This is a genomic window from Cardinium endosymbiont of Oedothorax gibbosus (assembly GCF_936981045.1).
Taxonomy (GTDB): domain Bacteria; phylum Bacteroidota; class Bacteroidia; order Cytophagales; family Amoebophilaceae; genus Cardinium.
This window is the reverse complement of record NZ_OW441264.1, coordinates 701,113-727,191: the sequence shown is the minus strand read 5'-3', so window position 1 is coordinate 727,191 and position 26,079 is coordinate 701,113. Positions and strand designations below refer to the sequence as shown.

The following is a 26,079-nucleotide window of genomic DNA, read 5'->3' as shown; positions in this document are numbered from 1 at the left end:
CCCAGTTAGCATACTAAGATTGGGCTATTTGTGGGTATTGTTGATTCCACTTAGTAGCAAAAGCTTCTAAGGCCATCAATGCTTCTTGCTCGGTAACTGCTGTATAAATTGGTTTTAAATCAGCAACTAATACCTTTCTATGTTTATAAGAAACATACTGCAAACTACCCCTAATTGCATGAACAATACAGAGCTGATGTTCCGTTTTTGGGTATACAGCAGCAATGGCCTCAGACATGCCTGACAAATTATCTGTACATGCAATGAGCATATCGTTCATACCCCGATTTTTGAGTTCTGTTAAATTGCCTAACCAAAATTTAGCCCCTTCATTTTCACTCATCCAAAGCCCTAAAACATCCTTTATGCCAGATCTATCTATACCTAAAGCGACATAGACTGCCTTGTTGATGATGCGCTTATCTTGTCTAACTTTAACTACAAAGCAATCAAAAAAAACAATAGAATAGACTGATTCTAAGGGACGATTTTGCCATATCTTAACATCTTCAATAACAGAGTCTGTGATGTTACTTATCAGGCTTTCACTTACTTCTGCGCCATATAATTCCTGTATTTGAATCTGAATATCTGACAGACTCATACCTTTAGCATGTAAAGATAAGATCTTATCATCCAAACTAGGAATTCTTGTTTGACGATTAGGCAATAAAATAGGTTCAAAAGTCGATGCTCTATCTCTGGGTACTTCAACCAATATAACGCCATTATCAGTAATAACTTGCTTACTGGATAATCCATTACGTACATTCTCTGAATCACTACGTGCATATTTATTATAACCTAAATGGTCATCCATTTCTGACTGTAATGCTTTTTCTACAAGACGCTTACTTAATTGTTTGAGTAAGCCGTCTTGATCAAAAAGTCTGGAAAGGTCTACACCTGATTCTATCAGTACATCTATGGCCTTGCTTATCCCATCTTTAACTGTCTCTTTTCTTTTCATTGTTTTAAGTGTTATGATTTAGGTAAAGATAAATCCTAAAAAATATTTACACACTTAAAACAAAAGACCATTCCCTTCTCATCCCACCGTACGTTCAGTTTTCCCGAATACGGCGGTCCGATAGTCTTCTTCATAAACCTTGCACAACTCTCTCAGGATACTTAATCATTCCACTACCAATGTACAACATCCCCATTGTATAGAGTTTGCTATTGGGATAGCTTTTCCACCCACACCCACGGCCTTTTCTTCTATAGGTTAAGTATCTGCGAAATCGGTTATTAATAAAGTCCTGCAATCTAACAAAAGCTTCACTGGCATTCGTATGTTTAAAATAGTTAACCCATCCTAACACTACTGGTTTTATTTGCTCGATGAATGTTTGAGGTTTGATTGGTGCTCTTCTACAAGTCAGGTATTTTAGTCTGTTACGGATGCTTTGTTGGGATTGTTTCGTTGGAAATACATAAATGCTATTTCTGCCACTTGTCGGACTCTTTACTTTTTACAAAGTAAAAACCTATGAAGTTAAAGCCTTCTTTCAGTTTCGTTATTCGTGTCTTTTGGTGGTTAATAATGAGCGATAATCTCTTTGCTAATTCTGTGAATTTCTCCAGCGCTAAGCTAGCACTCTTACGACATACCAAAATTGCATCATCATAATACCTATGCAAGGTTGTGCTTAGCTTTTCTGGATACCCCCTTGAGTGCCACACTTGGTCTATAACATTTAGGTAGATATTACTATACAACGGTGATATTGGTGATCCTTGCGGTACTCCAACTTTCTTGCATGTAATTTTACCTTGTTTTACTATTGACGTTGTTAGGGTTTGTTTAATTAGCTTCAACATACTGCCATCTGCTATCCTTTTACTAATAACCTAAGTTCGGGATTAGCTTGTTAAAAAATAGCTTTAAAAAGCTCCTTTGTGTTTTAAATTTGGAGATAAAAAAATATTAACCAGATTATCTAAAGGAGCCGGTTATGAATGTAGAAAAATTAGTTGAAATATATTATGCTGTTGATGAATTTCTCATAAAGTTTATGCCGTATATGGAAAAACAACTGTTAACCAACTCTAAAAGAAAACCCACTAAAACTTGTTCATTAACTTTGAGTGAAATAATGACTGTTCTTATTGCCTTTCATGTGATTGGTTTTAGAAATTTTAAGTCTTATTATATTCATTTACAGCAATTTCATTCTAGTAAATTTGGAAAGTTAGTGAGCTACAATAGATTTATAGAACTGATCCAAAGAACGTTAGTTCCCTTGTACTGTTTTACACAAAGTCTTGCTAAAACAAAAACAGGTTGTTATTTTATGGATGCAACAGCCATCAAGGTTTGCCATATCAAAAGAGCCTATACGCATAGGGTTTTTAAATCGATTGCTACTAAAGGTAAAACCAGCATCGGTTGGTTTTTTGGATTAAAGTTGCACTTGATAGTCAATGATTTAGGAGAAATTATGAATTTTCAACTGACCACAGGTAAAACTAATGATAGGCTTCCTGTAGAAAATTTATGTAAACACTTCATGGGTAAAATGTTTGCCAATAAAGGTTACATAAGCAAAGATTTATTTGAAAAACTGATCGAGAAAGGCGTGGAACTCATTACCCAAATCAGAAAAAATATGAAAAATGCTTTTATGCCACTCTAGGATAAACTGATGCTTAGAAAACGATCTATAATTGAAACTATTATAGATCAGCTCAAAAATATTAGCCATATAGAACATTCTAGGCATAGAAGCATACCTAATTTTCTAGTCAATTTGATAGCTGGAATTACAGCTTATGCACTAAAAGAGAAAAAACCTTCTATAACTAATATATATATGACTGGTTCACAATACGTCTAATCCCGAACTGAGGTTATTAATAACCGATTTCGCAGATACTTAACCCATAGAAGAAAAGGCCGTGGGTGTGGGTGGCAAAGCTATCCCAATAGCAAACTCTATACAATGGGGATGTTGTACATTGGTAGTGGAATGATTAAGTATCCTGAGAGAGTTGTGCAAGGTTTATGAAGAAGACTGTCGGACCGCCGTATTCGGGAAAACTGAACGTACCTTGGGATGAGAAGGGAATGGGTAAACAATGAAGAATCAAGTTAGTCAGCTACTGTATTGCGAGCAATCAGAAGCAATAGATATGCTTAATTTTAAGTGGTCCAACCATTTCTTTACTCTAGATCATTGCAGGGATAGAAAACATTCCTATGATTCAAAAAGGACAAGTAATCGGAGCTAAAAATCATTTTTCTACTTTTGAGAATTTTGTTATGCTAATGGCCGAATAATACTCAATACGTGAGTTCGGGATTTATTTTACTGATTTACAACAATTTAATATCAATTATTTAGTTAATATTTGCACCTATTTAACAAGTTTTTATATCTAATTTTATAAATATAATATATATAATAAACTGATTATAAGAATTATTTGTTATTCAACTACCTATTTAACTGTCTATAAAACAAATTTTATAAATTTTTATTAATATTGATTATCAAATGAAAAAATAATCTAATCCCGAACTCACGTTCAATATATATCCAAAACTTCACTTAAAAGAAAAGATCTTACTAACGAAAATATAGAAGCGACAGAACCTAGATTTACGCGTCACAAAGTTGACGCCATGGCCCGTGCACTTACTTTTTCTTTAAATTGATTGCCCCGATCCTCAAAGTTTTTAAATAAATCAAAGCTGGCACATGCAGGGGATAGCAATATCACTTCTCCGGGCAGTGCAATGGCTACCGCTCTATCTATTGCTACAGATAGGTTGTCCGTCTCTTCTATGGGTAGACTTAGGGGATGAAAAGCTTTCATAATAGGGCTGTTCTCTTTTCCCAAACAGATGATTGCTTTTACCCGCTCTTGTACAATGGGTAATAGTGGGCTATAATTGTTTCCTTTGTCTATGCCACCTGCAATCCAGATAATGGGTTGATTAAAACTAAGCAATGCAGCTGTTGTAGAGGCTATATTGGTAGATTTGGAGTCATTATAACAGTCTATACCTTGTGGCGCGCCACACCATTCCAGTCGATGGGGTAGTCCACGAAATTTAGGTAAAGCAGTAGCGATGATTTTAGAGGATACGCCTGCTAATGCCGCTGCTGTAGCAGCAACCATAGCATTATACTGATTATGCCTACCTAGCAAAGCTATTTGTTCCCTGCTCATAGAAAAAGCGTAGCTGTGCCCATTAAAGCGAAATAGACCATTTTTAGAGCAAATAGGGGAGGACACAATAGGATGTAGTTGGGGTAAAATCTTCTGTGTTGGAAGATATTGCGTGGTGATTGGATCCGCTTTATGGTAAATAAAGTGGTCTAATGGGGTCATGTTGCGCAATAGGTTCAATTTAGCTTTTGCATAGGCTTCTATGGAATCATGATACCTATCCAAGTGGTCAAGTGTAATGTTTAATAGGCAGGCAATGTTTGGCTTAAAATTTTTGATTCCTTCCAGTTGAAAGCTGGAAAGCTCTAGTACATAGTAGTCATAGATCGATTGTGTGAGACATTTTGCAAAACTATATCCTATATTTCCAGCTAAAGCAACATGGAAGTCGGCTGCATGGAGCAAATGGTAGATCAGCTGTGCAGTGGTACTTTTTCCATTTGAACCCGTTACAGCTATAATCCTACCCTTTGCATAGCGTGCTGCAAACTCTATTTCGTCTATGATGGGTATATGGTGAAGTTGCTTGATGATCGTGGCTTCATAGGGTATACCAGGACTTTTGATGACCTCGTCAGCCGATTGTATTTTTTCTACCGTGTGGCCTCCTTCTTCAAATGCAATTTGGTTGGTTATCAGTAAATTCTTATAATCTGCTTGAATGATACCAGCATCCGAAACGAAAACATCTATGCCTTGTTGTTTGGCTAGAAGGGCTGCACCTGTACCGCTTTCTCCTCCACCTAGTACCACTAAGCGCATCTTCGTCTAGTTTAAATGATATGCTTTTGTGTTTTTGCCTGTTAGCATATAGGTTACATATCCATAAGTTGCTAGGAGAGACCCAATAGCTAGTATGATACGTGTTCCAATGGTTAAGCTATTGACGGCTAAGTCTAATGTTTTATCTAATGGGAGATACATTATAGATGTGGCACATAAGTTATGTAGTCCATGGGCAATAATAGGATAAATAATATGGTTGGCTTGGCGGTATAGGTAGCTCAGAAAGCATCCCATTACAAAATACAATAGGTTATTGATCATATTATAGTGCATCAAGCTAAAGGTTAGCGCACTGATCATGGTAATCCATGATCGGATGGGCGTAATGTTACTGAGTAGTTTTTCTAAAATACCTCGAAACAACAGTTCTTCTAAGATAGCAGCTAGGCAGGTTATTTCTACAATGCCACGGTATAAAAAATCGATTCTACTACTAAAATGTAATACAGGTTGTACGCTGGGATACCCTAATGCCTCTTGAATGCTGCTGAGTACCATTAAGGCAAATGTCATCATGAGTTGGGTCAATATTGTACCAATGGTTAATCTATAACCATTGGTACTTGGCTGTATAGGGTGTTCTATACCTTTTTTTTCCTGTAGATGTAAATAGTAGGTCAAAGCAGTGCAACAAATGATGATGCGTAACATAAAGCGCTCAAGCACACAGTGGTTCAATGGGCAGTAATCAGTCCACTCTATCAGCATGTTGGAAAGCCGAATAACCAGATAAAGCCCTATAAATGATAGCGTCAATAGCTTGAGTAGTTTGATTTTTGGTCTCATTATTGATATTTTTTTACGTATATTTTGGTTTAGTAAAGATAGAAAAAATGGAGCATGATCTTATCAATGGCCCCTTTAGTGTGCTAAGAAAACCAGAAGAACAGCTTGATAAAGCCTTACGTCCCCTTCAATTCAACGACTTTTTTGGGCAAGAAAAACTAGTCCAGAATATTCAAATATTTGCAGCAGCTGCTCAGCAAAGGAAAGAAGCCTTGGACCATGTGCTGTTACATGGTCCGCCTGGTTTAGGGAAAACGACATTGGCCTATATTATTGCTTATGAACTGAATACCAATATAAAAATTACTTCTGGTCCAGTATTGGATAAACCAGGGGATTTAGCAGGGTTGTTGACTAGTTTAGAACCTACTAATATGCTTTTTATAGATGAGATCCATCGTCTTAACCCTATAGTGGAAGAGTACCTATATACAGCCATGGAGGATTTTAAAATAGACATTATGCTGGATGCAGGTCCCAACGCACGTAGTGTACAATTGGCACTCAACCCTTTTACCTTAATTGGGGCTACTACTCGTTCCGGTTTGCTCACTGCACCATTACGGGCTCGTTTTGGTATTAATGCGCGATTGGATTACTATCATGCTACGTTACTGACCAAAATTGTTCAGCGCGCCAGTGGTATATGGGGTACACCTATTGACCAAGAAGCTGCTTATGAAATTGCAAGGCGTAGTCGAGGAACCCCACGTATAGCCAATAATCTGCTGAAACGTACGCGGGATTTTGCCCAGATTAAAGGGGATGGACGCATTACCAAAGATATGGTTACATTAAGTTTAGCGGCCTTGAATGTGGATGAGAATGGACTAGATGAAATGGACAAACGTATTCTTATCAATATTATTGAAAAATTCAAGGGTGGTCCTGTAGGCCTTACCACTATTGCAACTGCTTGCCTGGAGGAGGCAGAAACAATAGAAGAAGTATATGAACCATTTCTTATTCAAGAAGGATATATCAAACGTACGCCACGTGGAAGGGTTGCAACAGAGGCAGCTTATAAGCATTTGGGCTTGCCTTATACGGCTGATCTATTCGACAAATAATTCGCATTTCCCGGCTTTTTTTATCTTATAGGGTATCTAATTATGTTTATATATATTATTATTTGGGTAGTAATTGTTATACAGCTTACCTACAGTTCTAACTGTTTTTCTTATACTTTATCTATAATGAAGCAATACAATGGCAGGACATAGTAAGTGGTCTAATATCAAGCATAAAAAGGGTGTAAATGATGCAAAAAAAAGTAAAATTTTTACAAAGCTGGCTAAGGAGATCACCGTAGCTGCTAGGAGTGCAGGAGGGGAACCAGAGTTTAACCCACGATTGCGTTTGGCCGTTCAAAATGCCAAGGGGGCTAATATGCCTAAAGAGGCTATTCTTCGTGCCATTAGCAAGGCTAGTGGGCATGATGTAGCAGCCTATCATGAAGTGACCTATGAGGGGTGTGGCCCACATGGTGTGGCTATTATGGTGGTCTGTATGACTGATAAAATCGTTAGGACAGTAGCTAATGTGCGGGCCATATTTACTAAATATGGCGGCAGTTTAGAAAAAAGTGGTGCGATTGCTTTTTTATTTGATTACAAAGGGGTCTTTACCATTCCTGCAGCTGATATTAAAGGCCAGGATGATTTTACATTAGGGTTGATAGATGCAGGAGCAGAAGCATTAGAAAACGATGTTGCATATGCCCATGTGATTTGTGGTGTAGAAGACTTTGGAAAAGTACAAAAACACTTGGAAACACTTGCTATTGCACCAACTTCTGCGGGTTTAAAGTATATTCCTCGTACGCTGGTACAAGTAAGTGATGCCGCATTCCTTAAACTTATAAAGCTTATAGATGCGCTCAAGGATGACGATGATATACAAAAGGTCTATCATAATATCAATATTCAACCAGAGCAGGAAACTTTATGGGAGTAGAAGGATCGGTTGCTTGCTGGATTATCTAAGGGCTGGTTCAACAGTTATCCTAGTAATTAGAATAATCCTAATATAAGAATCTATCTTTATATTTAAATTGGGGTCAACTTCGTATCTAATTTAGAGTGTGCACAATAATTATGTCCCAAAATTTTTAATTCTCTTTGTTTAGCTAGAGTGATCTCCATAATAATTTCCTGCGTTTTATTGAATGCATATTCAAAAGATTTAAGCTGCGAATAGCCCAGCAGGTTAAATCCTAAATACAGCGCGGAAAAAAGATCTCCGGAACCATTGATAGGTGTGTCTAATGGTATCTTGGGTGCTGTAACAAGCCAGTGGGGTTGTATCCCTTGGTCTGAAAAAAAAGCGCAATGTTCATTTGGATATATGTCCTCCTATTGTAGGTCTGTAACCATAACCGTTTTAATGCCTTGTTGATGAAAAAAGTAGGCGGCTTGTTTTAATTGTTGGGTGTTGTTAATTTTTGCTCCGTATAGCATCTCTGCTTCGAAATGATTAGGTGTTATGATATCAGCTACAGATAAATATTCTTTAAAAAAGGGAGGAATATCTTCTTGTACAAAACAGCGCTTGTGATCATTACTACCCATTACTGGGTCACAAAGGTAGAAAAGATTGGGGTTGATTTTTTTGAAACGTTCAACCGTATTGATAATAACTTTACCAATAGATCTATCGCCGATATAACCGGATAAAATACCGTCACATTTTTCGGCAAGGCCTTGTGCTTCTAAGCCTTGAATCAGGTCAGTTATGTGTTGTGCGGAAAATACCTGACCCTTCCAATCGCCATAGCCTCTATGGTTTGAAAATTGGACGGTATGCACTGTCCATACTTCTAAACCTAAACTTTGTAATAACGTGAGTTCGGGATTTATTTGATTGATTTACAACAATTTAATATCAATTATTTAGTTAACCTGAATTCGGGATTAGATTATTTTTTCATTTGATAATCAATATCAATGAAAATTTATAAAATTTGTTTTATAGACAGTTAAATAGGTAGTTGAATAACAAATAATTCTGGTAATCAGTTTATTATATATATTATATTTATAAAATTAGATATAAAAACTTGTTAAATAGGTGCAAATATTAACTAAATAATTGATATTAAATTGTTGTAAATCAATCAAATAAATCCCGAACTCACGTTATTATTTTACTCAAAGCTAATGAGTACCTTCTAGTCGGTTTGCTTTGTGAGATGGTTAAGTGCGATTTTTATTCAGTACATTTGCTTTTAAAAGACCTTTTGGTTACCTTTCACTTAAGTAAGAAGGAGAAAAAATAATCAAAGGAGAAAAGATAATCAGTAGTTTAGGTTGTAAGTGGCTCTCTGCCAAATAAGTAAATACACTAAAGATGAACTTATCGATCATATCGCCTAGTGGTAAGCTTTTTAATGGAACGGTGGGTAGTGTGAAGTTGCCGGGTGCGCTTGGTCCATTTCAGGTACTTTCCAATCATGCGCCTACTTTAAGTAATTTAATACCAGGGAAGATCACTTATACGGTCGGGGCTATTTCATCGTCCATTTCAATAAGAGGTGGTTTTACCTCAATAGCTGATAACCAGGTTATGGTGGTTTGTGAGCCTATGGGATAGAGCCGAACATAGATGGGAGTAATGTGACCAGGTGTTTCGACGACTGTTTTTGATGCTACTTGTATTGGCTTGTAGTCTATTTCTGTAATAAAGGATGCCGTCTGTTGGCTACTAAATCGAGGCATAAGCGGTGTTTTTGTACGGTTTTTAGACAAAAAGTGATGGCATTTATCTTTTTGAGTAAAAAAGTAACCTAAAAATGTAATATAATTTAGACAATAAAGCGTCTTGTTTAGCTCAACCGATGGGTAACAAGGAGTAACAAGCCCTATTGCGTTTCACTTTTGTAATCATTACAGGTGGTCATAGGTTACAGATCATTAAAATAATATATAGAGCGGCTGACAATGCTACATCATTGCACTAGTACTATATTATCTGAGGCAAATCAATACGTTCAGTCTAAAACGAATGTAAAGTGTCCAGTTATATCCTTGGCAGTTTTAGGAAATTCCCAAGTAGAAAGCAAATCTTCAAAGGGAATTATGATGAGATTAGTGGATATTACTTCAGTGGAATTGTGCAGCAATCCTACTCAATATGTCCCACAGGGGGATGGTTTTATCGTACGTAAAGCACCGGAGGCATTTAACCTTTATTTCTTATTTTCTGTTGATTATAAAGCATCTGACCTATTAAAAAATTTAGAATTACTTGCTTATGTGGCGGCATTTTTTCAAAATAAATCACACTTTGATACCTCTAATACCCCTATTCTACAAGGAATAGGGATTGAAAGTTTTTCTGTTGAGTTGGTTAAAATGTCTACATTAGAGAAGTCTATGCTTTGGGAAAATTTACAGGCGCCTTATAGTCCTTCTTTGCTGTATAAGGTAGGTCTGATATTTATAGGAGATGCTACAGTGGGTTTAAAAGTATCAGCATTTTCATCACGTGAAAGGTAATAGGTATGGCATTTGCAACAAAATTATTTCGAATAGCTATTTCGAATCATTATTATAAATCTAATAACGTCCGCAATGATTTCGATATCGAGCCAACTCGGTCTACCGCTTCCTGGATGGCCGAACGCAGGGTTAGGATCTTGCGTCATTCAGATGGCATAGCGTTGATATGGCTTTCGCAGGATTATGATCATCCGCTAGAGTTGTTTAAAAAAAAGACAGATGGCATCACCCTTTCCTTTGTGATGACATTAAAAAATAGCCAAGCATTGAATCTTTTGGAATTAGAGGCTGGCCATTCGACTGGGCAAGTCTATTATTTGTATAATGGGCATACGCATAATCATAATTGGCTACATAGCAAACCTTTTATGGGTAGCGCTGATCTAGTCAAGATTCAGGAAGTGGCGCATTATCCTACGCAACCAGGTTGGAATGTATTTGCAATGATTGATATAGATCTTACCCATTGGAGCCATACTGTATCAAAACAAAAAGATAGCCGCTTTGTTGAGCCTATTACCTATTCCATTAAGATTCAAAATCGCTCCACCTTTTGGAGATACCATTTAGTAGACACCCAAAAGCGGCTCAATGGGCCTTTAAGTATTCTATCTAAAGGAGATACCGATTACTTTAGTCAAGTGAAGGCTTCCACTGAATTGCCTCATACCTATTGTGCAGAATCTACCATGCCCATAGAACTTTGTGATCAATACGATCGTTCTTTCTCGCTTTGTAAACTTGGTGGTGCAAAAGGCGAAACCATATTATTAGAAAAATTGCCTTATCCTACCTATGACTCGCTCAAAAAGGATAAGGATGATAAAAAGAAACTATATAGTGATATAGTTGTATATGTTTAGTTTAAATTTAATTTAGCCTTTATATAATTCATAAAATCAAATAAAATGGCTGAAAATTTAAAGACTCCCGGCGTGTACATCGTCGAGAAGGATACGGGTGCCAACGCCGTGGTTCAAGTATCAACCGCAGTTCCTGCTTTTATAGGTTTCACTGAAAGGGCTGAAATTAATGGAAAGTCTTTTCATATGAAACCCGTTCAGATCTCTTCGCTTTCTGAATATGAGTTGTTTTTTGGAGGACCAGCAGTTCCTGTCTATACCATTAAGGAGGTAACTGGTAGGGATAAAGATTTGGTGATGCATGGCAAGTCTTATGTCGTGGAGCAGAGTCCAAACTCTACATTTTACCTCTATAATAGTTTAAAACTATTCTTTGATAATGGTGGGGCAGATTGTTTTATTGTTTCTGTTGGTCAATATGGAGATCCTAACGCACCATTAGAAATTACAGCACATGTATTTAAGCAAGGTATAGATACGTTAGCTGGAGAAGAGGTTCCAACCATGTTGTTAATGCCAGACTCCCTCTTATTAGATGAAGAAGATGCCTCTTACTATGCTGTACAGACTTATGGTCTTGCGCATTGTGGCAAATATCTAAATAAAGTCGCATTATTTGATATATGGGGTGGAAACAAGGAATTATCTATCGAGGATAAGAATAAATATGTAAACAGGTTTCGTGAATATATTGGATTAGATAATTTGAGTTATGGTGCTGCCTATTATCCATGGATTAAAACGAATATTATCCCATTGAATAGTATTGATTATAGAAATTTTGATCTAGAGTCGCTCAAGGATGTATTACAAGAAGAGCACAAAATCATGCTCTCTAATCTGATGGGTGCTACTACAGAGAAAGAAAAAGCGTATTGGGATGCTGGACTAAAGAATGCCAGTAAGGAGTACAAATTACTGCGCAAAACCATTGCAGATCGGTTAAATATTCTTCCAGCCGCTCCGGCTATGGCTGGGCTTTACACCAGAACGGATAAAGCAAGAGGAGTATGGATTGCCCCAGCCAACCAAAACTTAAACTCTGTGATTGAGCCAATGGTTAAAATTACCCACGAAGAGCAAGAAGCACTTAACGTAGATGGCATTAGTGGTAAGTCTATCAATGCGATCCGTACCTTTAAAGGAGCAGGTGCTGCAGTAGTTTGGGGTGCCAGAACGTTGGCTGGAAATAGTCCAGAATGGAGATATGTTAATGTTAGAAGGTTGTTTATCCTTATCGAGCAGTCCATTAAAAATGCAGCCTTTTCCGTTGTGTTTAGGCCAAATGTTCCTGTTACTTGGGCAGTTGTACAGGGTATGATTTCAAACTTCTTAACCAATCTTTGGAGACAAGGTGCTTTAGTGGGTGCAAGTCCTGCAGAAGCCTTCACGGTACTCTGTGGGCTAGGTGAAACCATGTCTCAAGATGATGTTAATGAAGGCATCATGCGTATTTCAGTAAAAGTAGCGTCTCCTAGACCAGCTGAGTTTATTGTGATTACCTTTGAACAAAAAATGGGTGCAGACGGTTAAGCTACGTTTATCTATAGGGGGTAAACTACTGTTTTGCCCCCTGTATTAAGAAGATTGCTTGTGGTTCTAAAAATATTTAAAACTAAAAATCAACATGACCGAGAATTTGTTAATACCTGCTATAGTCCATTTTAATTTAGGCTCCTCAAAGGTTAATATAACCGATTACCATATAGCGATTGCCTTAGAAAATGGATCCCAATATGTTAGGTCCATTAATGCACAAGGTAAAGCCGTTTATGCGATACGTAAAGGAGGAGAAATTGGGCAGGCGACTGATATTAAAGTTTCTGTGTTGAAAACTCCAGATAAAAAATTTGATGATGACATTAAAAAATTAGAAAAAGCCTTAGAAGTAACCAAGGAAAATGATCCTAAAAAATATGTGGAAAATATGCTTTTTAGTATTGCCACCAACGATGATAAGCCATTTACACATATACAATTTCAGGGGTATGTTAGTGAAATGAGCAGTGAGGTAGATGCTGAAACTGGATTACAGGAAGTGACTGCCGAACTTGCTGTTTATGATCCAGTTAGTTTTGTTATTAAAAAATAGCTTGTTGAATTCATGATTGAGTTTTCCGGATATTAAGTAGTTTAACTAGAAGTTTGAGATATTATGCAAAGAGTAACTATTGATTATAAACACTTTAACAAAGCAGGTTTTGATAGTAAAACTTGTAGTGTTTCGGCTGTTAGTATGCCCAATCAAAGAACATCTACCAAAACAGCCATATATGATACGGCAACCAAAGCACCGCTTTTTCAGAATCAACACAATGCGCAAGAAGTGGTAACTTTTACCGTAGAGTTTTTACCATTTATAACCGGAAAAGAGTTGTTAGTGAAAGCATATAGCCTGGTTCAGGATGTGCTTTCGGATAAATATAATGCAGAACCATTTACAATTTGTGTACATAAAAAAGATGGTGCAATAGATACGAAAACAACTGTAAATGACGTTATCGTACAAAAAGCAGAGTTGTTTTTAAATAGAAAGCATGAGTCTACAGGTGAAATGGGGTATATTCGTATACGTTTTACTTTACAAGGCTTGAATCCAGATAAAAAGTAATCGTATGATGTTTTTAACCTTATTCTGATATTTATGACTGGTTTTAATTTAGTCCATTCACATTCTTTTCAAATAGAAATTTTGGGCGTAACAGATGGTAGTTCCCCAGAATATTTCTGCAAGGTTGAAGGATTAAATAATGCTTTGAAGATGGAGCCCTATCTACCTGGGGGCGCTAATAGGCCTTATTATAGATCCAATGCATGTGAGACTACTGACTTAATCTTGACTAGGCCCTTAGTAGAAGGCAAAACCAAAATGACCGTTTGGTGCGAAGAAGCCATTGATAAAGGTATTTTTAAACTTACACAGGCCCATATTTTGGTTCTCAATAAAGAAGGTAAGATTCTAGCGCAATGGAAGATAGAGGATGTGTATCCAAAGGGGATAGCCATTACATCTTTCCAGTTAGATGGTCAAGCGGATCCTGCCATAGGGGAAACCATTACCATTGGGTATTCTAGGTTGGTACGAACAAAGTAATATCCGTAATGTCTAATGTAGTGTACAAAATTAATTTTGTTGATTATGGCAGTTATAATTAAGGAACTAGTAATCCGGGTTGAAGTAACTAAAGAAAAAGTAGACAATACTAAAACTATGCCAGAAAATCTTCTATTGAATACTACTACGCAGCAGCAATTGGCATTGACAAGAGCCATTTCGAGCTTATTAAAAGATCAGGAAACCAGGTAAAATGATCCATCTATAGTTATGAGTAATGTTAGTAAACTAGTTATTAAAGCATGTAGTGACAATAAGTTTGCCTCTTTTACAGGAGAGTTTATTACATCTATTAATCCTGAGAACTTGGTTATTAAAAGTGCAGTGTCCTACCATGTTCCTGAGGGAATCCCGAGTTCTAGTTTGCTGAAATACCGTGGATCTCCTCCAAAGCTGCTCTCTTTTAGTCTCTTGTTTGATAATACAGGCATTATACCTGGTAGCAATACCATTGCTGTGATGGAGCAAGTAAAGCAACTTCAAAATGTTGCTTACAGTATCCATAAAAAGAACAATGCTCCCAATTACATCCGTGTAATCTGGGGCCAGATTGATTTTAAAGGCAGATTGGTAGCTCTAGACATCGTTTATTCTATGTTTCAAGTAGATGGTACGCTTGTTAGAGCAGAGGCGCATATATCTGTATTGGAGGAGCTCGTTCCTTTAGGAAAAGGGAAGTCTGCTGCTGGTGTAGATGGCAAATATGCAAAGGCATCTGGTGCCAATGCAACCTCGAATCAAAAGGTTCCTTCTGGCCAAGGTCCACCTGTTCAGGAGGTTTTTGGACCGACACCTAATGGCATGAGTGGTGCTTACAGTGGTGCGCCACCTGGTGCCTATGATGGAGGACCTGATCAGATTTATCAGGGATCTAATGGTGCTGGGGGTGCGGTTTATAGTTCCGGTGTTGGTGCAAGCCCTTCTGGTCGAACTTCTAGTATTGCTGCGAACCGTTCTGGGGATGGGGCTTATGGTACCAATGTTGGCGCAAGCCCTTCTGACAGTGGCTTGCAAGGAGGTGTTGCCGGCAATGGGCCTGGTGGTAGTGGAGGTGGAGTTGGAGGAGGTGGTCATAGGTTAGGTAGTAGTAGCAGTAGTGGTGGTCGCGGGCCGGGTAGTGGTCCAAGTGGATCCAGAAAAAGTAGTGTTAGTCCTAGACCGGGTGGTGGTGCAGCTGGGTCCCCAAAGAGCAGTGCTAGTGTTGGGCTGGGTAGTGGTAGAGCCGAAAAAAATAGTCTCTTTGGAATGGGTAGCATTGGAGCTGCCGGTGTAGCTGGTAGTGCTGTAGCTGCTGCAGCTGCCGGTGGAGCGAATAGTTTGCGTAAACTAAAAGCAAATGCCAATCTTATGCAGAAAATGGAGCAAAAGATGCGTTTTTGGAGAAGGTTGAAAAATTTTGCTAAAAAAGTATCACCTAAAGGATATGAAGCTGGAAAAAAATTAGTAAAGTCAAACGGTTTTTAAAGGAATAGGGAAAAGGTGCCCTATCGGCCATCTGGTAGCGTTACACTCCAAAAAAGTGAAAAATGCCCCTTGCAATGAGTTGCTGAAATTGTTCTCTTATAAGGTAGAAAATCAGCATTTACCTATAAACCCAATTAAGTTGATTCTTATATCATCTTTCATCGTCAATAGGCACCACCGTATGTTTACCATTTTGTGGTGAAGGATATGTATCTTACCGTGGGAGATCTATAGCATGTTTGATCGATATACGAAAGAACTGAACACCTTCCGGACGATACTAAGGATTACTAAATCTGGGCATTTCACCTCACACAGCTAAACCAATCTCATATAGTTCAAAAGGAGTATGTAACCTGATTCACAGTAAAATAATACATATGGCCATAAACAATACTTACTTGGAAAAGATAGGTTTAAACTCTCTATTGCAACAGTGAACTAATCGAACCGCTCTATACACCTGAGTTCGGGATTAGCTTGTTAAAAAATAGCTTTAAAAAGCTCCTTTGTGTTTTAAATTTGGAGATAAAAAAATGCTAACCAGATTATCCAAAGGAGCCAGTTATGAATGTAGAAAAATTAGTTGAAATGTATTATGCTGTTGATGAATTTCTCATAAAGTTTATGCCGTATATGGAAAAACAACTGTTAATACGTGAGTTCGGGATTTATTTGACTGATTTACAACAATTTAATATCAATTATTTAGTTAATATTTGCACCTATTTAACAAGTTTTTATATCTAATTTTATAAATATAATATATATAATAAACTCATTACCAGAATTATTTGTTATTCAACTACCTATTTAACTGTCTATAAAACAAATTTTATAAATTTTCATTGATATTGATTATCAAATGAAAAAATAATCTAATCCCGAACTCAGGTTATACGGATCCGTATTGTACGCTAGTGTGAGGAAGAAAACCCGTGAGGGCCTACCTGCCTCGATACATCAAGCCCTGTGCGAAAATTGCTGAAATCCCCCCTTACAGCTGGAAAAATAGAAGCCACCTTATGGCCTCCATTAAACTGTTTTTCTAATCAGCTGAAAGGTGTGCTTTCTAATCGCACCTTTTTACAAGGGTCGGTTTTTCTTGTTTCGTATTGCCAGAAGGCTGAATGGGTACTTTAATATTGGATCAACTAGTTTTGAAGGGGTTACTGAAATTAGCACAGGGTCAACGTATTTTTTTCTAATCTACTGATAATGAGTCCATATTTTCTGCATATACAGATGTTTAACGATCTTGTGCATCTACCTGTGCTAAAACATCTATTCTGGCTACGGAAGCGATCTTATCATTTTGACTCAAGCGAATCAAGCGAACGCCTTGAGTAGCTCTACCTATAAGCGGCAATGTACTTACTTCAATCCGAATGGCCACACCAGATTGGTTCATAATCATCAGCTCATCCTGGTTTTTCACAGCATGAATGGCCACTAGCTTTCCGGTTTTTTCAGTAATTTGAAGGGTTTTCACACCCTTACCACCTCTTTTGGTAATACGATAATCTGCAAGAGGGGAACGTTTCCCATAACCGTTTTCAGAAACAACTAAAACATCTAAATCCAGTGTTGGAAAACAGGCCATACCAATCACACGGTCTTGTTCATGCGCTAGCGTAATGCCCCTTATGCCAGAAGCCACACGTCCCATAGGACGAACATCTTGCTCATTAAACTGCGTGGCTCTACCAGACTCTAATGCCAATACAATATGGTGGGTGCCATTGGTTAATTGTACATCTAATAGAGAATCTCCTTCTCGAATTACAATGGCATGAATGCCATTGGCACGTGGCGTAGCATAGGCATGAAGAGGCGTTTTTTTAATAATGCCTTGCCTGGTACACATGACTACATGATGATGATCAACATATGTATTATCTTTCAAATCCCTAACCTGAATAATACTACGTACTTGATCCCCAGGAGCTATATTGATTAAGTTCTGTATGGCTTTGCCTTGTGTGGTCTTCTTCGTTTCTGGTATCGTATAGACTTTTACCCAATAGATCTTGCCATATTCGGTAAATATTAGTAAATATTGGTGTGCAGTAGCTATAAATAGATGCTCTGTAAAATCATCTTTTTTAGTAGTGATGCCCTTGGCACCTATTCCGCCTCGACCTTGTAGACGATAGTCAACCAATGGGGTCCTTTTAATGTAACCTTGGTTGGAAACCATAATCACCATTTCCGTATCTGGAATCATATCTTCCATGGTAAATGCATCTGCCTCATACTCTACTACTGTTCTACGTGCATCGCCATAACGCTCTTTTAGAGCAATCAGCTCCTCTTTAATCAACTGCATACGAAGCGCCTTATCAGCCAATATCTCTAATAAATGGTCAATCAGTTTTTGCACCTGATGATGTTCTTCTACTATTTTAGCACGCTCTAGACCAGTAAGACGCTGTAAACGCATTTCTAGAATGGCTTTTGCTTGTACTTCACTTAAGGGAAAAGTCTCCATCAATGCGGCTTTAGCTACTTCTGGATCTTTTGACTCACGAATCAGCGCAATCACCCTATCTAAATGATCTAAAGCTATAAGATAGCCTTGTAACAGATGTATTTTCTTCTTGGCATGTTCCAGATCAAAGGTGGTTTTGCGTACCAATACCTCATGTCTATGGTCTACAAAATGGACAATAAGTTCTTTGAGGTTTAAAATCTTAGGTCTACCCTCTACCAGTGCTACATTGTTCACACTAAAAGAACTTTGTAGTTGGGTTTGTTTATAGAGGTTATTGAGGACTACATGGGCTATTGCATCCCGTTTGAGGTCATAGACAATACGCATCCCTTCTTTGTCTGATTCATCTCGAATGTCGGCAATGCCTTCTATTTTTTTTTCATTCACCAGGTGTGCAGTCCTTTCTATCATGACCGCTTTGTTCACCTGATAGGGTATTTTCGTCACAATAATTTGCTCTTTTCCATTAGCAGTCACTTCAATCGTAGCCTTCCCACGCAATACAACACGTCCTTTGCCCGTTTGAAAGGCTTCGCGTACCCCATTATAGCCATAGATAATGCCGCCAGTAGGAAAGTCAGGTGCTATAACATATTCCATCAATTCAGAAATGGTGATATCATTATTCTCAATATAGGCCACAATAGCACTTAATATTTCCGATAAATTATGTGGAGCCATATTAGTCGCCATACCCACTGCAATACCAGAAGCACCATTTAAAAGTAAGTTGGGCAGTTTTGCGGGCAATACAACGGGTTCCTCTAAGGAGGCATCAAAATTAAACTGAAAATCAACAGTATTTTTATTGATTTCTTTAATCAGCTCTTCAGAAATGCGCACCAAACGGGCTTCGGTATAACGCATAGCTGCAGGGGCATCTCCATCGATAGAGCCAAAATTACCCTGGCCTTCTATAAGTGGATAACGGAGTGACCAACTTTGGGCCATACGAGCCATTGCTTCATAAATTGCTACATCACCATGTGGATGGTACTTACCCAGTACTTCCCCCACAATTCTTGCAGACTTTTTATAAGATTTACTCTGGCTCAGACCAAGCTCATACATACCATACAATACCCGTCTATGTACAGGTTTTAAACCATCCCGAACATCAGGCAGTGCCCTGGCTACAATAACAGACATAGAATAATCTATGTAGGCATCGCGCATTTCGTCCTCTATATTGATTGGTATGATACGATCCGTTGGTGCTATATCCATAAATGGGAAAATTAAGGTTTATAAATAGTTGAAAATACGAATAAAATGGAGAAAAATCGTAAGCAGTAGCAATTGTTGTGCAACTTAAATAATAAGGCATTAATCTATTGAATGTACGTCGTATATACCCATTGATAATACAACGGTCTACATGGCTTCTGGCCCATTCCAAGCTCAAAAAGTTTTTACTTATGCCACTATTTGTAGTGCTATTGTATGGGGCTTTATACTCCGGTGGAAGTGTTCTATAAACTGTGTCACATCTCCTGTTCATCTCAACGTCTCTTTTAATCTACCGGGAAAAAAGATGTCTATCTGAGATATAGTCAACGCCTAGTTTCGCAGCGGCATAGTCCATTTATCCTCGATCTTCTTTATGGCACAATATACTAATTTATACAAAGCATTTATACTGGTAAACGCTCCTTTTGTCTTGGTAAACTTCCTAATCTGCCTATGCAAGCTTTCTATAGGATTGGTGGTATAAATTAGCCTTCTGACAGGATCTGAATACTTAAAATAACCAGACAAATGTTCCCAATTATTTTGCCAAGATTTGGTAACCATTGGATACTTCCCCCCCCATTTTTCTTCTAATTCCAATAGATAATGCTCAGCAACTTCCTTACTTGAAGCTTGATATATTTGCTTTAAATCAGTTAAAAAACGTTTTACGTCTTTGCTAGCTACATACTTGAGTGAGTTTCGTATCTGATGTACTACACAGACCTGCACTTGTGCATTAGGGAAAACGCTATTTATGGCTGAAGGAAAGCTTTTTAGGCCATCAACACAGGCAATAAGGATATCTTCTACACCTCTTTCCTTAAGCTCGTTAAGTACACCCAACCAGAAGTTAGCCCACTCACTTTCAGACAAATAAATCCCAATACTTCTTTTTTACCCTCTTGATCTATGCCTAATAAGGTATACATGCATTTGCTTACACATCTGCCATCTTCTTTTACCTTAAAAAATATCCCATCCATGAAAACTATCGGATAAACTGATTGAAGAGGGCGGTTACGCCATTCATTTATTATCGGTAACAAGCTATCTGTAATAGATGATATTTCAGCAGCTGATACTTTATGATCATAGATCTCTTCAACATGAACGGCTATAGATTTATAGCTCATACCACTAGAAAACATGCTTAAGATCTTGCTTTCCAGCTCAGGATGTAGGCTTGTTTGACGCTTTTTAACTATTTGTGGATCGAAACTACCTGTCCTATCCCTAGGAGTTAGCAGATCAAAGGAACCAGAACTTGTACGTAAAGTTTTAGAGCTTTTGCCATTTCTTCTATTATTTTCTGTTGAATCACTAGATAAATGGTGTGCCATTTCACCTTCTAGACTTGCCTCTAGAAGCTTTTTTATCAGAGGCGTTAAAGCACCACCTTTTCCTGTTAAAGGCTTACCTAAACGGATAGAGCACAAAATATTTTCCTACAGAAATTTGTAATCTACTAAACCAACATAGGAATTGTTCTTATTTTCTTCCATGTCTAAAACCTTTAATGTTTATTTAATTAATTTATAACTTTTTATCACCTTGACACAGTTTATAGAACACTTCCGCTCTTAGCTATGCGCTAAGCTTCATAAGTAATCTATGCTTCCATTGTACATAGCGTTCGTTCTTTTAACGCTAAATATCGTCCTAACTGGTTCAAATAAAAGGTTTCTTTTTCTCTCATAATCAATTGATCTTCTGATTTTTGATCATTGTAGGCCAACAGGTGCAATAGACCATGTACCATTACTGTATAGAGTTCTTCTTCCATTGTTCGGTTATATATTTTAGCATTTTCGCCGACACGTTCAATGCTTATATACACATCTCCTAAGATGGTTTTTGCACCTGTGGAATAGTTAAATGTAATTACATCCGTTAAAGTGTCATGTCCTAAATAGGTTATATTTTTGGCATGCAAATAGTTATCCGAACAAAAAATAAAGTTAAGATGATCTAGTGTGTATCCTTCTTGTTTGATAACCGTTTGTAACCAAGCAGAAATTTTTCTTTTTTGTCTTAGTCTAAAACTAATTTCTTCTGAAAAATAATAAATATTCATTTTGATCTTATTATCTTGCAATACCAAACGATCAGGTAAGCTTTTTAATCTCATCCATTTGGCCGTAAATTACGGCTTATTTCGTTAAAAAGATACAATATGTCTACCCAAGATCAGTTTATACCTATTGAGCCTCAAGCCAGTCGTTGGCCCATTACCATACTTCATAAACACCACAAAGCTTTTTTAAGGGCAGTCGTGGATAAAAGTTTTAAATCTTTGTGCGCACGTTATCCAATAGATGGAGCGCTTTACCAGATATTAGCGCAAACAACTTCTAGAGAATTGGCTAGAATGGCATCAGATCCATGGAGCTGTGATCCTAAGGATGACCGTTCCTTTTGGGAGACTATCGCTTTGTCCATTGAAAGTAAAGTGGAAGCCACTAAGCTTTTAAAAAATGTTATAGAGCGATATGTAAGGGAGATTTGCAGCTGTTTTAGTGTGCGCCATTATGAGTATATATCCAAAGGTATGCACCATACCTTTATACATCTGCTTAAGCCCCATTGTTTTGGATCCGGAGCAGAACGTTGGACCACTCGCCACAAAAGGTTACAGGAAAAATTTCATTTGATGGGTCAAACGGATACCATTCGCGCATTGGCGAAAATAGGGACGATTGTTTTGGTACCTACTCATACCAGCAATTGGGATTCTGTTGTGATAGGATTGGCTATGAAACAATTAGGATTACCCCCTTTGACTTGGGGAGCAGGATTGAATTTGTTTAATAATAAGGGGTTTCGGTATGTTTTTAATAAGCTAGGCACCTATAAGGTAGATCGCCGCAAAAAGACCATACCCTATTTACAAGCACAGAAAGATTATGCGTGTCTTACACTAGAATGGGGCTGCCATATGCTATTTTATCCGGGTGGAACCCGTAGCCGCTTGGGTGCGATAGAGACTGATTTGAAATTAGGATTATTAGGTACCCCTTTTGAAGCACAAGAAAGTAACTTTCAAAACCAAGGGGCAAATGCTAAGAAGCTTTTTATTGTGCCCATAGTACTAAATTATCATTGTGTGTTAGAGGCCTGTCAATTGATAGGTGAATCGGTTCAAATAGAAAGTGTTGCAGCATCTTTGGCCGAGCAAAGTTGTTGTTATACCAACCTTCTATTCAGCAAAAATATATTATTTAAGGGTTCAGAAATATTCATTAATATAGGTACGCCTTTAGATGTAATGGGGAATAGGGTAGACATAGAGGGACGTAGTTATGATGATCAAGGTCAGGAAATAGACTTATATCAACAGTTTCTCAATTTGCCCATAAAAACGCCTACTAGAAAACGGTCAGATGACTATGTACAAACACTGAGTCGTAAAATTGTAGCAGCTTATTATCGTATTAATACCGTACTAAGTAGTCACTTAGTAGCTTTTGTAGCTTATGAATTGGCTCAAAAAAAAGAAGGATTTTCAATGGATCTAACGGATGTTACCATCCATCATGTCGATTTTATGGTGGCATTTGGGCATACGTATACAGCGTTGCAATTGCTTTATACAGCGCAAAAAATAGATTTTGCGCCTATTGTACGGGATGGTCCGTTGGAGGCTATTGCCAAAGATGGATGGACTAAATTGGGAATATACCATGCCCAAGCACCATTAGTGGTAACGGAAAGTGGTGATTTAGTTATTCAAGATCTTTTGATATTATATTATTATCACAATAGACTTACTGGTTATGGCCTCGAAGTACCTTTTTCGCAATAAAGTGGTAGCGGTTTTAGGGGCTGGAAAGTTTGGTACTGCTGTTGCAAACTTAGTGGCACCTAATGTAAACCGTGTGTGCTTGTATATGCATAAAGCGGAACATGCTTGCGCCTGGCAAATAAGCCGTAGCGTTGCGGATCAACTATTATCAGCTAATGTAGTTGTTACGAATGATTTGGTAATGGTCTTGCGCACTTGTTCTGTGATCTTTCCAGTAGTACCTGCTGCTAAATTTCGTGGATTGATGCAACAGATCGCTTCAGATCTCAGACCAGACCACATACTAATACATGGAACCAAGGGATTCGATTTTGCCCAAGATGATGATACATTGACCAGACGCCATGTGGCTACTATGAGTGAAGTAATCATGCAAGAAACAGTGGTGCAACAAATTGGTTGCTTGGCTGGTCCTAATTTGTCTACAGATTTGGTTAAAAAGCATCCCGCTGTTACAGTCGTTGCCAGTGCTACTCAAAAGGTTTTATCTGTAGGAGAGCAGCTTTTAACCAATGACTGGTTTCGTGTCTACACGACGCATGATTTGCTCAGTGTAGAAGTATGTAGTGTGCTGAAAAATATTTTTGCTATTGGTGCGGGTATAATAGGAGGCATGGGGTATCAATCTAATACCTATGCTTTTTTCATGACCATGGCCATCTCAGAAATGCGTTATATCATGACTACTATGCGCATCAGCAAAAATGCCTTATTAGGGCCAGCTGGTCTAGGAGATTTAATAGCCACTTGTGGCAGCACGGTTAGTAGAAACTATACCATTGGCTACCGTTTGGCCAACGGTGAAACGCTGGCCGATGTCTTGAGCACAACAAAAGAGGTTTCCGAAGGGGTGCAAACGGTTAAAGCCATTCACCAGTTGATGCAATCTTATGGGAGGAAGGCGCCCATTACGGAAATCATCTATCGCATTCTTTTTGACGAACTTCCATTGAAGCAAGGACTTGATGGCTTGTTTGATGTGTGATTCGGGTAGATCTACTGATTCGAGCCATTAAATATTCAATAATAGGTTTTGTCGCGTTTATTCTAAAAAATCATTATTTTAGTATCTGCAGTTAAAAAAGTAGTTATTATGTTTAATATTTCGCCCAAATTATTACCTTATTTTAAGGGCTATTGTTCTTCAGCAGAAGTCATCCTGTTATTTGTCTAGATGAAGTATCGTTTTTCCTTGAGCTATAGAGATTTGGAAGAGATGATGCGTATGAGAGGCACAAGAGTTGATCATTCTACGCTACAAAGATGGGTTATTAAGTTTGTTCCTCTTAATAGATGAAGCAGTAAGCAAAAGAAAACGACCAGTTGGTGGTAGTTGGAGAATGGATGAGACCTATGTTAAACTAAACAGGAAGTGGATCTATTTATATAGAACAGTAGATCGTTATGGTGATACAGTTGACTTTTTTCTATCTGAGCATAGAGACAAGTCTGCAGCTTTTGCTTAGTTTTAAGTGTTTTAAGTCTGCAGCCATTGCACGCCGGCACAGGTGTGCAACAAATGGGGTGTAAGTCCCCTGACTCTAATTTGTCTATTTCGGGAATCTAGCAGGAGGTTGGATTTGTGGGGTGATTCACAGGTTTAAGTTACCTTTAAATGCATCTGCAAAATAGCGGGCTGCAACAAAAGTGAACCTAAATTAGCCTCGTTAAGCCGTTTAAGCGCATTTGCCGACTATCTAGTGGCTACAGGAAGGCTGATAGTAGGATGGAAAAAATAGACCATGACCATCATACAAGTGCCAGGGTGTTAGGGGTTGCACGCTATGAATGTTTCACATCGTAGTCCGGGAGATCTGATATGAATCCAGTAGGCCACTGGAAACTTTATTGTATAAGTAAAGCGAAATCAATAAGGGTGATATCAGAAGTCCGCGGGGTCTATAATACCGTTCGTATTGATTGGGAAACCACTCAAGAGGAAAGGGACCCTACTTCAGTTAACGAGTTTAAAAGAGTTGAGAATGTCTGATTGCCCTAAAGCTATGAACGGAACATTAAAAGTTCAGCAACTCCAAAGAACTCTATATCTCAAATCCAAGCAATGTAAGGAAGTCAGATTTTATAGTATATATGATAAAATTTATCTAAAAGATGTACTTTGGGAAGCTTGGCGTCAAGTCAAAGCAAATCAAGGTTCAGCAGGAATTGATGGTAAAAGCATAAGTGATATAATAGATCAAGGTGAGGCAAAGATTATCAATAAATTGCAGCAGCAACTACGCGCAAAGCTATACAAATTTACCTCAAGCAGGTTGGTAGAAATACCCAAAGCTAAAGGTGGAACAAGGCCACTAGAGGTAATGACCGTAGAAGATCTCATAGTGCTCACAGCAATGAAAATAGTCATTGAACCGATCTTCGAAGCTGATTTTCATGAATGTTCATACGGCTATAGACCGAAACGAGGAGCCAAACAAGCGAGTTTAGTGATCCGAGAAGATCTATACCAGCAGGCATGGGGCGTAGTTGAGATTGATTTTCAATCATACTTTATTAGCATCCCACATGAAAAGTTATTAAAACTTATTAGTAAAAGGATAGCAGATGGCAGTATGTTGAAGCTAATTAAACAAACCCTAACAACGTCAATAGTAAAACAAGGTAAAATTACATGCAAGAAAGTTGGAGTACCGCAAGGATCACCAATATCACCGTTGTATAGTAATATCTACCTAAATGTTATAGACCAAGTGTGGCACTCAAGGGGGTATCCAGAAAAGCTAAGCGCAACCTTGCATAGGTATTGTGATGATGCAATTTTGGTATGTCGTAAGAGTGCTAGCTTAGCGCTGGAGAAATTCACAGAATTAGTAAGGAGGTTATCGCTCATTATTAAC

The 26,079-nt window shown here is 37.9% G+C and carries 21 protein-coding genes and 5 pseudogenes; 17 read left to right on the top strand and 9 right to left on the bottom strand.

What is annotated here, in order from left to right:
• Nucleotides 1-13 precede the first annotated feature (13 nt).
• From NBW36_RS03375 to NBW36_RS03365, 3 genes are all read right to left on the bottom strand, one after another.
• Nucleotides 14-970, bottom strand: coding sequence for an IS256 family transposase (locus NBW36_RS03375; RefSeq protein WP_439099460.1), 957 nt, complete (start codon nucleotides 968-970; stop codon nucleotides 14-16).
• Nucleotides 971-1,100: 130 nt separating this feature from the next.
• Nucleotides 1,101-1,406: a group II intron maturase-specific domain-containing protein gene (locus NBW36_RS03370; protein ID WP_256465608.1), complete on the bottom strand. Its 306-nt coding sequence runs from the start codon at nucleotides 1,404-1,406 to the stop codon at nucleotides 1,101-1,103.
• A gap of 37 nt (nucleotides 1,407-1,443) precedes the next feature.
• Nucleotides 1,444-1,824, bottom strand: a complete 381-nt coding sequence (locus NBW36_RS03365) for a reverse transcriptase domain-containing protein (protein WP_250237792.1) — start codon at nucleotides 1,822-1,824, stop codon at nucleotides 1,444-1,446.
• Between the two features lie 134 nt (nucleotides 1,825-1,958).
• Between NBW36_RS03365 and NBW36_RS03360 the strand changes: the two are divergent.
• Both NBW36_RS03360 and NBW36_RS03355 read left to right on the top strand, forming a co-directional pair.
• A pseudogene (locus NBW36_RS03360) lies at nucleotides 1,959-2,840 on the top strand (IS982 family transposase).
• Between the two features lie 338 nt (nucleotides 2,841-3,178).
• Nucleotides 3,179-3,283: pseudogene (locus NBW36_RS03355) on the top strand (IS6 family transposase); the annotation flags it as partial.
• Nucleotides 3,284-3,612: 329 nt separating this feature from the next.
• On the opposite strand, the gene murD reads toward NBW36_RS03355, so the two are convergent.
• The gene (gene murD / locus NBW36_RS03350; protein ID WP_250237790.1) at nucleotides 3,613-4,941 is read right to left on the bottom strand and encodes a UDP-N-acetylmuramoyl-L-alanine--D-glutamate ligase; all 1,329 of its coding nucleotides are present in this window, start codon (nucleotides 4,939-4,941) and stop codon (nucleotides 3,613-3,615) included.
• A gap of 6 nt (nucleotides 4,942-4,947) precedes the next feature.
• Complete coding sequence (locus NBW36_RS03345; RefSeq protein WP_250237788.1) at nucleotides 4,948-5,751, bottom strand: CPBP family intramembrane glutamic endopeptidase; 804 nt, start codon at nucleotides 5,749-5,751, stop codon at nucleotides 4,948-4,950.
• Nucleotides 5,752-5,798: 47 nt separating this feature from the next.
• Between NBW36_RS03345 and ruvB the strand changes: the two genes are divergently transcribed.
• Nucleotides 5,799-6,821 (top strand): Holliday junction branch migration DNA helicase RuvB, encoded by a 1,023-nt coding sequence (ruvB, locus tag NBW36_RS03340; RefSeq protein WP_250237779.1) that lies wholly within the window; start codon nucleotides 5,799-5,801, stop codon nucleotides 6,819-6,821.
• A gap of 139 nt (nucleotides 6,822-6,960) precedes the next feature.
• A complete protein-coding gene (locus NBW36_RS03335; RefSeq protein ID WP_250237776.1) occupies nucleotides 6,961-7,707 on the top strand; it encodes a YebC/PmpR family DNA-binding transcriptional regulator in 747 nt (248 codons plus the stop codon).
• A gap of 398 nt (nucleotides 7,708-8,105) precedes the next feature.
• Here the strand turns inward: NBW36_RS03335 and pdxY are convergent, their stop codons facing one another.
• Nucleotides 8,106-8,609 carry a pyridoxal kinase gene (gene pdxY, locus NBW36_RS03330; protein WP_256465607.1) on the bottom strand — a complete coding sequence of 168 codons (504 nt, stop codon included), beginning with the start codon at nucleotides 8,607-8,609 and terminating at the stop codon, nucleotides 8,106-8,108.
• Between the two features lie 490 nt (nucleotides 8,610-9,099).
• Between pdxY and NBW36_RS03325 the strand changes: the two genes are divergently transcribed.
• The 10 genes and pseudogenes from NBW36_RS03325 to NBW36_RS03280 form a co-directional block, all read left to right on the top strand.
• The gene (locus tag NBW36_RS03325; RefSeq protein WP_250237768.1) at nucleotides 9,100-9,342 is read left to right on the top strand and encodes a F0F1 ATP synthase subunit delta/epsilon; all 243 of its coding nucleotides are present in this window, start codon (nucleotides 9,100-9,102) and stop codon (nucleotides 9,340-9,342) included.
• Between the two features lie 347 nt (nucleotides 9,343-9,689).
• Nucleotides 9,690-10,247 (top strand): Pvc16 family protein, encoded by a 558-nt coding sequence (locus NBW36_RS03320; protein ID WP_338140490.1) that lies wholly within the window; start codon nucleotides 9,690-9,692, stop codon nucleotides 10,245-10,247.
• 5 nt (nucleotides 10,248-10,252) lie between these two features.
• Nucleotides 10,253-11,113: a hypothetical protein gene (locus tag NBW36_RS03315; protein WP_250237764.1), complete on the top strand. Its 861-nt coding sequence runs from the start codon at nucleotides 10,253-10,255 to the stop codon at nucleotides 11,111-11,113.
• A gap of 45 nt (nucleotides 11,114-11,158) precedes the next feature.
• The gene (locus NBW36_RS03310) at nucleotides 11,159-12,646 is read left to right on the top strand and encodes a phage tail sheath family protein (protein ID WP_250237762.1); all 1,488 of its coding nucleotides are present in this window, start codon (nucleotides 11,159-11,161) and stop codon (nucleotides 12,644-12,646) included.
• A 94-nt stretch (nucleotides 12,647-12,740) separates the two neighbouring features.
• Nucleotides 12,741-13,205 carry a hypothetical protein gene (locus NBW36_RS03305; RefSeq protein ID WP_250237760.1) on the top strand — a complete coding sequence of 155 codons (465 nt, stop codon included), beginning with the start codon at nucleotides 12,741-12,743 and terminating at the stop codon, nucleotides 13,203-13,205.
• A 63-nt stretch (nucleotides 13,206-13,268) separates the two neighbouring features.
• Nucleotides 13,269-13,724, top strand: coding sequence for a hypothetical protein (locus NBW36_RS03300; protein WP_250237758.1), 456 nt, complete (start codon nucleotides 13,269-13,271; stop codon nucleotides 13,722-13,724).
• A 33-nt stretch (nucleotides 13,725-13,757) separates the two neighbouring features.
• Nucleotides 13,758-14,207, top strand: coding sequence for a phage tail protein (locus NBW36_RS03295; protein WP_250237756.1), 450 nt, complete (start codon nucleotides 13,758-13,760; stop codon nucleotides 14,205-14,207).
• Between the two features lie 45 nt (nucleotides 14,208-14,252).
• Nucleotides 14,253-14,420, top strand: a complete 168-nt coding sequence (locus NBW36_RS03290) for a hypothetical protein (protein ID WP_250237754.1) — start codon at nucleotides 14,253-14,255, stop codon at nucleotides 14,418-14,420.
• 18 nt (nucleotides 14,421-14,438) lie between these two features.
• Nucleotides 14,439-15,692 carry a CIS tube protein gene (locus tag NBW36_RS03285; protein WP_250237751.1) on the top strand — a complete coding sequence of 418 codons (1,254 nt, stop codon included), beginning with the start codon at nucleotides 14,439-14,441 and terminating at the stop codon, nucleotides 15,690-15,692.
• A 567-nt stretch (nucleotides 15,693-16,259) separates the two neighbouring features.
• Nucleotides 16,260-16,421 (top strand): annotated as a pseudogene (locus NBW36_RS03280) (IS982 family transposase); the annotation flags it as partial.
• 520 nt (nucleotides 16,422-16,941) lie between these two features.
• Here the strand turns inward: NBW36_RS03280 and gyrA are convergent.
• The 3 genes and pseudogenes from gyrA to ybeY form a co-directional block, all read right to left on the bottom strand.
• Complete coding sequence (gyrA, locus tag NBW36_RS03275; RefSeq protein WP_250237740.1) at nucleotides 16,942-19,413, bottom strand: DNA gyrase subunit A; 2,472 nt, start codon at nucleotides 19,411-19,413, stop codon at nucleotides 16,942-16,944.
• Between the two features lie 270 nt (nucleotides 19,414-19,683).
• Nucleotides 19,684-20,858: pseudogene (locus NBW36_RS03270) on the bottom strand (IS256 family transposase).
• Between the two features lie 170 nt (nucleotides 20,859-21,028).
• Nucleotides 21,029-21,547 carry an rRNA maturation RNase YbeY gene (ybeY, locus tag NBW36_RS03265; RefSeq protein ID WP_250237737.1) on the bottom strand — a complete coding sequence of 173 codons (519 nt, stop codon included), beginning with the start codon at nucleotides 21,545-21,547 and terminating at the stop codon, nucleotides 21,029-21,031.
• A 45-nt stretch (nucleotides 21,548-21,592) separates the two neighbouring features.
• Here ybeY and NBW36_RS03260 point away from each other — a divergent pair, with 45 nt between their 5' ends.
• The 3 genes and pseudogenes from NBW36_RS03260 to NBW36_RS03250 form a co-directional block, all read left to right on the top strand.
• Complete coding sequence (locus NBW36_RS03260) at nucleotides 21,593-23,221, top strand: 1-acyl-sn-glycerol-3-phosphate acyltransferase (protein ID WP_250237734.1); 1,629 nt, start codon at nucleotides 21,593-21,595, stop codon at nucleotides 23,219-23,221.
• Nucleotides 23,193-24,206: an NAD(P)H-dependent glycerol-3-phosphate dehydrogenase gene (locus NBW36_RS03255; protein WP_250237732.1), complete on the top strand. Its 1,014-nt coding sequence runs from the start codon at nucleotides 23,193-23,195 to the stop codon at nucleotides 24,204-24,206. Before NBW36_RS03260 ends, NBW36_RS03255 begins: the two co-directional genes overlap by 29 nt.
• A 108-nt stretch (nucleotides 24,207-24,314) precedes the next feature.
• A pseudogene (locus tag NBW36_RS03250) lies at nucleotides 24,315-24,678 on the top strand (IS6 family transposase); the annotation flags it as partial.
• Nucleotides 24,679-26,079: the final 1,401 nt, after the last annotated feature.

Coding starts and splice junctions, on each gene's coding strand:
- NBW36_RS03315 (WP_250237764.1), top strand. CDS start 10,253: ATGGCATTTGCAACAAAATTATTTCGAATAGCTATTTCGAATCATTAT.
- NBW36_RS03285 (WP_250237751.1), top strand. CDS start 14,439: ATGAGTAATGTTAGTAAACTAGTTATTAAAGCATGTAGTGACAATAAG.
- NBW36_RS03295 (WP_250237756.1), top strand. CDS start 13,758: ATGACTGGTTTTAATTTAGTCCATTCACATTCTTTTCAAATAGAAATT.
- NBW36_RS03290 (WP_250237754.1), top strand. CDS start 14,253: ATGGCAGTTATAATTAAGGAACTAGTAATCCGGGTTGAAGTAACTAAA.
- NBW36_RS03325 (WP_250237768.1), top strand. CDS start 9,100: ATGAACTTATCGATCATATCGCCTAGTGGTAAGCTTTTTAATGGAACG.
- gyrA (WP_250237740.1), bottom strand. CDS start 19,413: ATGGATATAGCACCAACGGATCGTATCATACCAATCAATATAGAGGAC.
- NBW36_RS03260 (WP_250237734.1), top strand. CDS start 21,593: ATGTCTACCCAAGATCAGTTTATACCTATTGAGCCTCAAGCCAGTCGT.
- ruvB (WP_250237779.1), top strand. CDS start 5,799: ATGGAGCATGATCTTATCAATGGCCCCTTTAGTGTGCTAAGAAAACCA.
- NBW36_RS03335 (WP_250237776.1), top strand. CDS start 6,961: ATGGCAGGACATAGTAAGTGGTCTAATATCAAGCATAAAAAGGGTGTA.
- NBW36_RS03300 (WP_250237758.1), top strand. CDS start 13,269: ATGCAAAGAGTAACTATTGATTATAAACACTTTAACAAAGCAGGTTTT.
- NBW36_RS03320 (WP_338140490.1), top strand. CDS start 9,690: ATGCTACATCATTGCACTAGTACTATATTATCTGAGGCAAATCAATAC.
- ybeY (WP_250237737.1), bottom strand. CDS start 21,547: ATGAGATTAAAAAGCTTACCTGATCGTTTGGTATTGCAAGATAATAAG.
- NBW36_RS03375 (WP_439099460.1), bottom strand. CDS start 970: ATGAAAAGAAAAGAGACAGTTAAAGATGGGATAAGCAAGGCCATAGAT.
- NBW36_RS03365 (WP_250237792.1), bottom strand. CDS start 1,824: ATGTTGAAGCTAATTAAACAAACCCTAACAACGTCAATAGTAAAACAA.
- NBW36_RS03310 (WP_250237762.1), top strand. CDS start 11,159: ATGGCTGAAAATTTAAAGACTCCCGGCGTGTACATCGTCGAGAAGGAT.
- NBW36_RS03255 (WP_250237732.1), top strand. CDS start 23,193: ATGGCCTCGAAGTACCTTTTTCGCAATAAAGTGGTAGCGGTTTTAGGG.
- murD (WP_250237790.1), bottom strand. CDS start 4,941: ATGCGCTTAGTGGTACTAGGTGGAGGAGAAAGCGGTACAGGTGCAGCC.
- NBW36_RS03345 (WP_250237788.1), bottom strand. CDS start 5,751: ATGAGACCAAAAATCAAACTACTCAAGCTATTGACGCTATCATTTATA.
- NBW36_RS03305 (WP_250237760.1), top strand. CDS start 12,741: ATGACCGAGAATTTGTTAATACCTGCTATAGTCCATTTTAATTTAGGC.